The sequence below is a fragment of the Chroococcidiopsis sp. CCALA 051 genome (assembly GCF_003015105.1).
Taxonomy (GTDB): Bacteria; Cyanobacteriota; Cyanobacteriia; order Cyanobacteriales; family Chroococcidiopsidaceae; genus Chroococcidiopsis; species Chroococcidiopsis thermalis.
In genome coordinates this window covers 1-7,468 of sequence record NZ_PYCI01000213.1, presented here as the reverse complement: position 1 = coordinate 7,468, position 7,468 = coordinate 1, and the positions used below count along the sequence as shown (strand labels likewise).

5 protein-coding genes are annotated in these 7,468 nt (G+C 42.2%); 3 read left to right on the top strand and 2 right to left on the bottom strand.

Annotation, left to right across the window (positions count from 1 at the left end; all coding sequences use genetic code 11):
- Nucleotides 1-389: 389 nt before the first annotated feature.
- The gene (locus C7Y66_RS29400) at nt 390-1,736 is read left to right on the top strand and encodes a GntP family permease (RefSeq protein ID WP_106548252.1); all 1,347 of its coding nucleotides are present in this window, start codon (nt 390-392) and stop codon (nt 1,734-1,736) included.
- Between the two features lie 44 nt (nt 1,737-1,780).
- On the opposite strand, the gene C7Y66_RS29395 is transcribed toward C7Y66_RS29400, so the two are convergent.
- Together C7Y66_RS29395 and aac(6') are read right to left on the bottom strand one after the other, a co-directional pair.
- Nucleotides 1,781-2,362: a Uma2 family endonuclease gene (locus tag C7Y66_RS29395; protein ID WP_106548251.1), complete on the bottom strand. Its 582-nt coding sequence runs from the start codon at nt 2,360-2,362 to the stop codon at nt 1,781-1,783.
- A gap of 75 nt (nt 2,363-2,437) precedes the next feature.
- A complete protein-coding gene (gene aac(6'), locus C7Y66_RS29390) occupies nt 2,438-2,890 on the bottom strand; it encodes an aminoglycoside 6'-N-acetyltransferase (RefSeq protein ID WP_106548250.1) in 453 nt (150 codons plus the stop codon).
- A gap of 224 nt (nt 2,891-3,114) precedes the next feature.
- Between aac(6') and C7Y66_RS29385 the strand changes: the two genes are divergently transcribed.
- A complete protein-coding gene (locus C7Y66_RS29385) occupies nt 3,115-4,611 on the top strand; it encodes a gluconokinase (protein ID WP_106548249.1) in 1,497 nt (498 codons plus the stop codon).
- A 300-nt stretch (nt 4,612-4,911) separates the two neighbouring features.
- Nucleotides 4,912-7,468: PAS domain S-box protein (locus C7Y66_RS29380; RefSeq protein ID WP_106548248.1), on the top strand; the 2,557-nt coding region annotated here is incomplete at its 3' end.

The following is a 7,468-nucleotide window of genomic DNA, read 5'->3' as shown; positions in this document are numbered from 1 at the left end:
ATTAACTTTTGTGTATATTTTTACATTCAAAATAATTTAAGAAATATTGCTAATAAGTTTATATAGCGTGTCTATAATATGAAAAAAATAAATTGTTTGACGGCGATCGCTGTCAAAACTCAAATATTAATTTTTGTATATAATAATTCTCTCAAATAAATTAAAAACTATTAAATTTATCTTGACTAAAAATACTTATTAATCTGGCTGCAATGTAACTAAAATTACCAAGCTAAGAATGAATCTCAAGATAGAAGTAAAAAAACTCTTAATCTCCGAAAATAAACAAAATTAAATTTTCAAATTGGTAATTGGTCAACTGATAGCTAGTCAAAAGTTACAAGTCAAAAGTCAAAATTAACTGGTCACTGGTCACTGGTCACTGAATTATGTCTCCTGGTGCATTAATTTTTGTGGCGATGCTAGGTGTCGCCCTCCTTTTATTTCTCGTCATTGGCGTGCGCTTGCAAGCATTTGTTGCCCTGTTATTGACGAGTCTGTTTGTTGCCATAGCAGCGGGTATACCGTTAGATAAAATAGCCGAAACGATCCAGCAGGGAATGGGCAGTACCCTCGGCTTTATCGCGATCGTGGTAGGCTTAGGGACGATGTTTGGTGAAATGCTGCGGGTATCTGGCGGCGCGGAAGTGCTAGCAGCTACGTTAGTGAAAAAATTTGGTCAAGATAAAGCTCAATGGGCTTTGAGTTTAACAGGTTTAATCGTAGCGATTCCCGTTTTTTTTGATGTCGGGCTAATTATTCTCATCCCCTTAGTGTACGGTTTAGCAAAACGCACGGGGAAGTCATTGTTATATTACGCCATTCCCCTGACGGCTGGATTGGCGATCGGTCATAGCTACATTCCCCCCACTCCTGGTCCAGTTGCAGTCGCCTCGTTAATTAATGCAGACTTAGGTTGGGTAATTTTATTTGGTGCGATCGCGGGGATTCCTGCTACGATTTTCGGTGGCGTACTTTTCGGTAAATATATAGCAGGGAAAATTCACGCTACAGTTCCAGAATACATGGAAATTGAAGCACCAAAGCACGAACTCGGTAAGGAACCACCTCGCTTTGGTACGGTAGTTTCTATCATTGCGATTCCCTTAGTCTTAATTCTGCTCAACACAGTTTCAACCGTCATTTTGCCAGAAGGAAACTTCTTGCGGAACTTCCTTACCTTTTTAGGACATCCTTTTACAGCTTTGATGATTGCTGCCCTACTTTCCTTTTATATTTTAGGAATTAAACGCGGATATTCCCTGGATGAAGTGCAACAAATTGCTACCAAATCGCTAGAACCAGTAGGATTAATTATTTTAGTCACGGGTGCTGGGGGTGTATTTGGTAGAGTTTTAGTCGCAAGCGGTGTTGGAGATGTTTTAGCTAGGGCAATGGCAGCCTCAAATTTACCAATAATTCTGCTAGCATTTCTGATTGCAACTGCCGTGCGAGTCTCCCAAGGTTCAGCTACAGTATCGATGGTAACAGCAGCAGGAATCATGGCTCCAGCAATTGAAGCGGGGAAATATTCGCCGCCTATGGTAGGCTTGATAACAATTGCGATCGCTTCTGGTGCAACCGTACTTTCCCACGTTAATGATTCTGGTTTTTGGTTAGTCAGTCGTTATTTAGGATTATCAGAAAAAGAAACCTTACGAGCTTGGACGGTCATGGAAACAATCGTTGGTTGCGTAGGATTTTTAGTAGTTTTTATTATCAGCTTTTTCGTGTAATAAAGATTTAATTCTTGTAGACTATTTGCTATCAGTTGAAAAATTTATATGTTGGCAAACTCAATATTTTCATAGAGGTCTGCAATTTGAATTTGAAACTCAAAAACTTTAAAAGATAGCGTCACATTAAGATCGTCATATTCTGAGAGCAACCATTGATTAACAGCAGTTTTAACATAGTGTTCTACATGAATGCTGTATTGGTCAATTAGTAAATATTCTTGAAAATTATTAATAGTACGATAAGCGACAAACTTTTCACCACGGTCGTAATCTTGCGTCGATTTAGATAAGACTTCCGCAATAAAACATGGATTAACTAATGTATCTGTGCGTCCTTCTTTAAATTGGAGAGGCTTTTCGACTACCATAACATTAGGGTATGTATATAAGTTGCGATCGCCAATCCAAAGCCGTTGGTCGATATGAAATGTTTCGTATGGTTTACGTCTCAAAGCGACGCTCAAAGCGATATAAAGATTTCCACTGATGCGGTTGTGTGCGGGTGTCCCTTCTGCCATCGAGATAATTGCTCCATTGCGGTATTCATTGCGGGTTTCGGACGCAACTTCGAGTTCGAGATACTCTTCAGGCGTGTAGATTTGTCGTTCGAGTGCTTGTGTCATGACGTAATTTCACTATCTTTGAGATAAACAAAATAGAAGTAAAAGAATAGCGATCGCATGTTTACAATAATAGTATCAGCCAGAAGATGTTACTTGTTTGATGAAAGTGACCACTCTTTCTACTTCTTGAAACCCCACCTTTGTATGAAAATCATAACTTGCCGTGTTGTCCAATAAAGCATCTGAAGCAAGTTCCACACATCCACGTTCAATTGCCCACTGTTGAGCAAATTGAATTAATTTTGTCCCTATACCTTGTTTGCGATATTCATCTTCTACATAAATTCCTTCTACATAAGCCACAGGACTTTGAGTCGCACCAGGAACATAGTCGTAGCGCAGCGAAAGATTCATAAATCCAATTGCTTTGTCATTATCATCTTTGACTAAAAATCCTGCCTCGCGAGGAGAGTGGAGAATATTTGTCAAACTTTTTTGCATTTCTTCAAATGATTCATCTGACCAAAGCTTTAATGCCAGGTCTAGCCACTCATTAAAGTTCTCTTGATTAACTTCAACAATTTTCACCTTTTGCGTTTTACCCCTCCCCTTATATTTTCTGTTTCTGCTGTATTTGTCTTACAAATGTCAGCTACAATCCAAATAGCGATCGCTACTTAAAACAAACTGTTATTTAAATTGAAGCGATCGCACTTTCTCTCACACAAAAACCTAAAATTGATTTTATAAATAATTTTTCCCTGTCCCCCTTGTCCCCCTTGTCTCCCTTGTTCCCCTTATCCCTTCCCATCATGACTTACTTCCTCGGCGTAGACATCGGCACAACTAGCACCAAAGCGATCGCATTTTCTCCTGATGGTACGATTAAAGGTAAGGGCAGTCAGGGATATGAAATTATCGTCCCGCATCCAACCTGGGCAGAACAAGACCCAGAAGCACTATTTAATGCAGTCATTACATCCGTGCGTCAGGCAATGGATACTGGTTTATCTAAACAAGAAATTACCGCAGTTGGTTTTAGTACGGCAACTCATAGTTTGTTACCAGTAGATGCTAACAATAAACCATTATCAAATATCATTATTTGGGCTGATAATCGCAGCGTTACTCAAACAGAAAGACTCAAACAGGAGGAAATTGCCCATAACTTATATCTGCGAACGGGAAGTCCGATTCATCCCGTATCTGTCGTGACTAAACTCATGTGGTTGCGGGAAAAATCACCAGAAATTTTCCACAAAGCCGCCAAATTTATTTCTATTAAAGAGTATATTTTATATAGATTTTTTCAACGTTATGTAGTAGATTATTCTATTGCTTCCGCGACAGGGTTATTTAATTTAAAACAACTGAATTGGGATGCAGAAGCTTTAACAATAGCAGGAATAAAACCAGAACAATTAAGCCAATTAGTCCCTACCACCCACATCTTACGCGGGATGCAAACAGAGTATGCAGAAGCAATGGGACTCGATCCGCAGACACCTGTGGTTATTGGTGCAAACGACGGCGTACTGGCAAACTTAGGCGTAGGCGCGATCGCTCCTGGTGAATTTGCCATTACCATCGGTACGAGTGGCGCAGTACGGACTGTAACCCCCGCACCGATTACCGATCCGCAGATGCGAACTTTTTGTTATGCCCTCACCGAGAAACATTGGGTGATCGGGGGACCGACCAATAATGGTGGAATTGTTTTACGATGGTTGCGCGATCGCTTTTGTCATCCAGAAGTAGAAGAGGCGAAACGATTAGGTATCGATCCGTATGACGTGATGATTCAAGCGGCGATGGAAATACCCGCAGGTGCAGAAGGATTGATCTGCTTACCCTATTTATCGGGAGAACGCGCCCCTTACTGGAACCCTAAAGCGCGGGGTGTCTTCTTTGGTTTGAATTTCAACCACACGCGATCGCATACAATTAGGGCAGCGATGGAAGGAATTATCTTCGCCGTCTACAGCATCAACGTGGCAATTCAAGAGATCGCTGGAACGACAGGAGAAATTCGCGCTTCTGGGGGTTTTGCCCGTTCTCATGCATGGTTGCAAATGATGGCAGATGCATTTGGTATGGTGGTAGCAATACCTGAAGTTTACGAAGCCAGTGGATACGGGGCAGCCGTATTAGCAATGTATGCTGTAGGTGCGATCGCCGATTTATCTGAGGTGCAACCGACAATTAAAATTCGCGATCGCATTTCGCCCAACCCTGACTTGACACGCACCTATCATCAGTTATTCTCTCGCTATCAACGTTTATATCGGCAGCTAGAGGCAGAGTTTTGACAGTTATCAGGGAGCAGTGACCAGTGACCAGTTATCAATGACTAACAACCAACAACCAATAACCATCAACCAACAACCAACAACAAATGACTAACCAAAAAGCAATCTACTGTTAGATAGATGTCTTAAGGAGGAGAATTGCTTCAAAGTATCGAAAGATAGGATGTAAAAATTTATCAGTAATCTGCTCAGTAATTGAGTATATTCTATTACTGGTAGTCAAACTTCTTTCTACCTTTTGTCCTCTGCTCTCTGCCTTTCTCGATCGCCCGTAAAGTACTGCATCTATAAATAGGATTTATGACACAGCACCGCACAGTTCTAATTGTTGATTGTTGTGCGCCAGAGCGAGAAATTTATCGAGAGTATCTTTTAGCAGAGCAAGAAGTTGAGTATAAAATTATAGAGGCGGAATCGGGACAAAGTGGTTTATTGCTGTGTCAATCGCGATCGGTTGATGGAATTTTATTGGAATATCAACTGCCAGATTTAGATGGTTTGGCATTTCTAACTAGGCTGAGACAGCAAGCAGGTGAAGATTGCCCTCCCGTAGTCATGGTAACAGGTTATGGGAGTGAGGCGATCGCAGTCAAAGCACTGAAAAATGGTGCAGTAGATTATCTCGTGAAAGGGCAAGCCACAGCGGATGAATTGCGGCAAGCAGTAGGTAGTGCGATCGCCAATACTCAACTACGACAAAAACTGCAAGCTAGCGAACAACGGTTCCAAACATCTGTAGAAAATTTACTCGATTGTTTTGGCATTTATTCAAGTATTCGCGATGCATCTGGACGTATCTTAGACTTTCAAGTTGAGTATGTTAACGCAGCGGCTTGCGAACAGAATTGCATGTCCCAGGAACAGCAAATTGGGAGAAGACTTTGCGAGTTATTCCCCGCTCACAAGGACAGTGGTTTGTTTGAGGAATATTGCCAAGTCGTAGAAACAGGCAAACCGCTGATTAAAGAATCTCTCGACTATACAGATGTTTATGGCGATCGCTGCTTAAACCGAGCTTACGATATTCGGATTAGTAAATTAAATGATGGGTTTGTTGCAGCTTGGCGAGATGTCACGGCACGCAAACAAGCAGAAATTGAGCGAGAACAAATATTAGCTCAAGAAAAACAAGTGCGTGAGGCAGCGGAAAGAAATAAACAGCAATACCGTTTGTTAGCGGCAAAACTGCGAGAGAGCGATCGCCGTTTTCGCGCCATCTTCAATTCCACATTTCAGATGATTGGATCGCTCTCCCCTGAAGGAATTTTACTCGAAGTGAATCAAACTGCCCTAGATTTTGCGGGAGTGGCAAAAGAAGAAGTTATCGATCGCCCGTTTTGGGAAACCAAATGGTGGACGATTTCACCCGAAATTCAAGCACGGTTACGAGAAGCGATCGAGCAAGCGGCGGCGGGGGAATTTGTTCGATATGAAGTGGATGTGTTGAGTGCAGGTGACAGGGTAGCAACAATTGATTTTTCCCTCAAACCAGTGTTTGATGAAACCGGACAAGTTGTGTTGCTTATTCCTGAAGGGCGAGATATTAGCGATAAGAAACAAGCTGAAGCAACCCTACGAGATGTTTACGCTCAACTAGAGCAACGCGCAATCGCATTAACACAGAGCAATCAGAATTTGCAGGTGGCGTTAGAGAAACTGCAAATTTCTCAAGAGGAACTTAATCAACAAAACGAAGAACTGAGCCAAGCTCGTAATTTAAGCGAACTACAAACCCAACGGTATCAAGATTTATTCAATTTTGCCCCAGATGGATATTTAGTTACCAATTGCCAAGGCATAATTCAAGAAGCAAACAGAGCTATAACGAGCTTGCTAGAGATCGACCAACAACAGCTAATTGGCAAACCTTTGAATGTCTTTGTCGATCCGCAAGAAACGCAGGTTTTTTGGAAGCAGTTAAATCAATTTGCAGCAAGTTTGAATTATTCTGCAACCGAGCAGCTGATTCAAACTTGGGAATTGAACCTAAAACCCTTCAGAGGCAAGCCTTTTCCTGCTGAAGTTTCGCTAGCGGCGATCGGCAACGGTCAAGAAGATTTAGTCGGTTGGCGTTGGTTGATTCGAGATATTACACAGCGCAAACAAGCCGAAGCAGCTTTGCGTCAAAGCGAAGCACTCTTCCGAGGTATGTTTGAATCCGATTTTATCGGAATTCTCTTTTGGAACACCGCAGGACATATTACCGATGCTAACGATACTTTTTGTTGCATGACTGGCTATTCGCGACAAGAGATGCAAGCCGGACAAATCAGATACAACGACATAACACCGCCCGAATACCATGCATCTGACGCTCAACAGTTTGAGATTTTACAAACAATAGGTAAATATACTCCATTTGAGAAAGAATACATTTGTAAAGATGGTAGTCGCATTCCAATTTTACTTGGCTGGGCTTTTCTGCCGGGATATCGCGATCGCGGTGTTGCTTTCGTACTCGACATTAGCGAGAAAAAGCGATGGGAACGAGAACGGGAAGCACTTTTAGCCAAAGAACAGCTAGCCCGCCAGGAAGCAGAACGAGCCGATCGCAGTAAAGATGAATTTTTGGCGATGGTTTCCCATGAATTGCGATCGCCCCTTAATTCGATTCTCGGCTGGGCAAAACTGTTACGTACCCGCAAATACGATCCTCAAGTAGCTGCCCGTGCTTTAGAAACAATCGAGCGCAACGCTCAAGCACAATCCCAACTGCTCGAAGACTTGCTCGATGTCTCGCGCATGATTCGGGGAACCCTCCGCCTCACCCTTGCCCCTGTTAATCTTTTGAATGTCGTCGAATCCACCGTGACGAGCTTAAAACTAGCAGCCCAAGCCAAAAACATCGATTTACAAT

Bases quoted from the DNA above. Each gene is read 5' to 3' on its own strand.
- C7Y66_RS29395 (WP_106548251.1), bottom strand. From the start codon at position 2,362: ATGACACAAGCACTCGAACGACAAATCTACACGCCTGAAGAGTATCTC.
- C7Y66_RS29400 (WP_106548252.1), top strand. From the start codon at position 390: ATGTCTCCTGGTGCATTAATTTTTGTGGCGATGCTAGGTGTCGCCCTC.
- C7Y66_RS29385 (WP_106548249.1), top strand. From the start codon at position 3,115: ATGACTTACTTCCTCGGCGTAGACATCGGCACAACTAGCACCAAAGCG.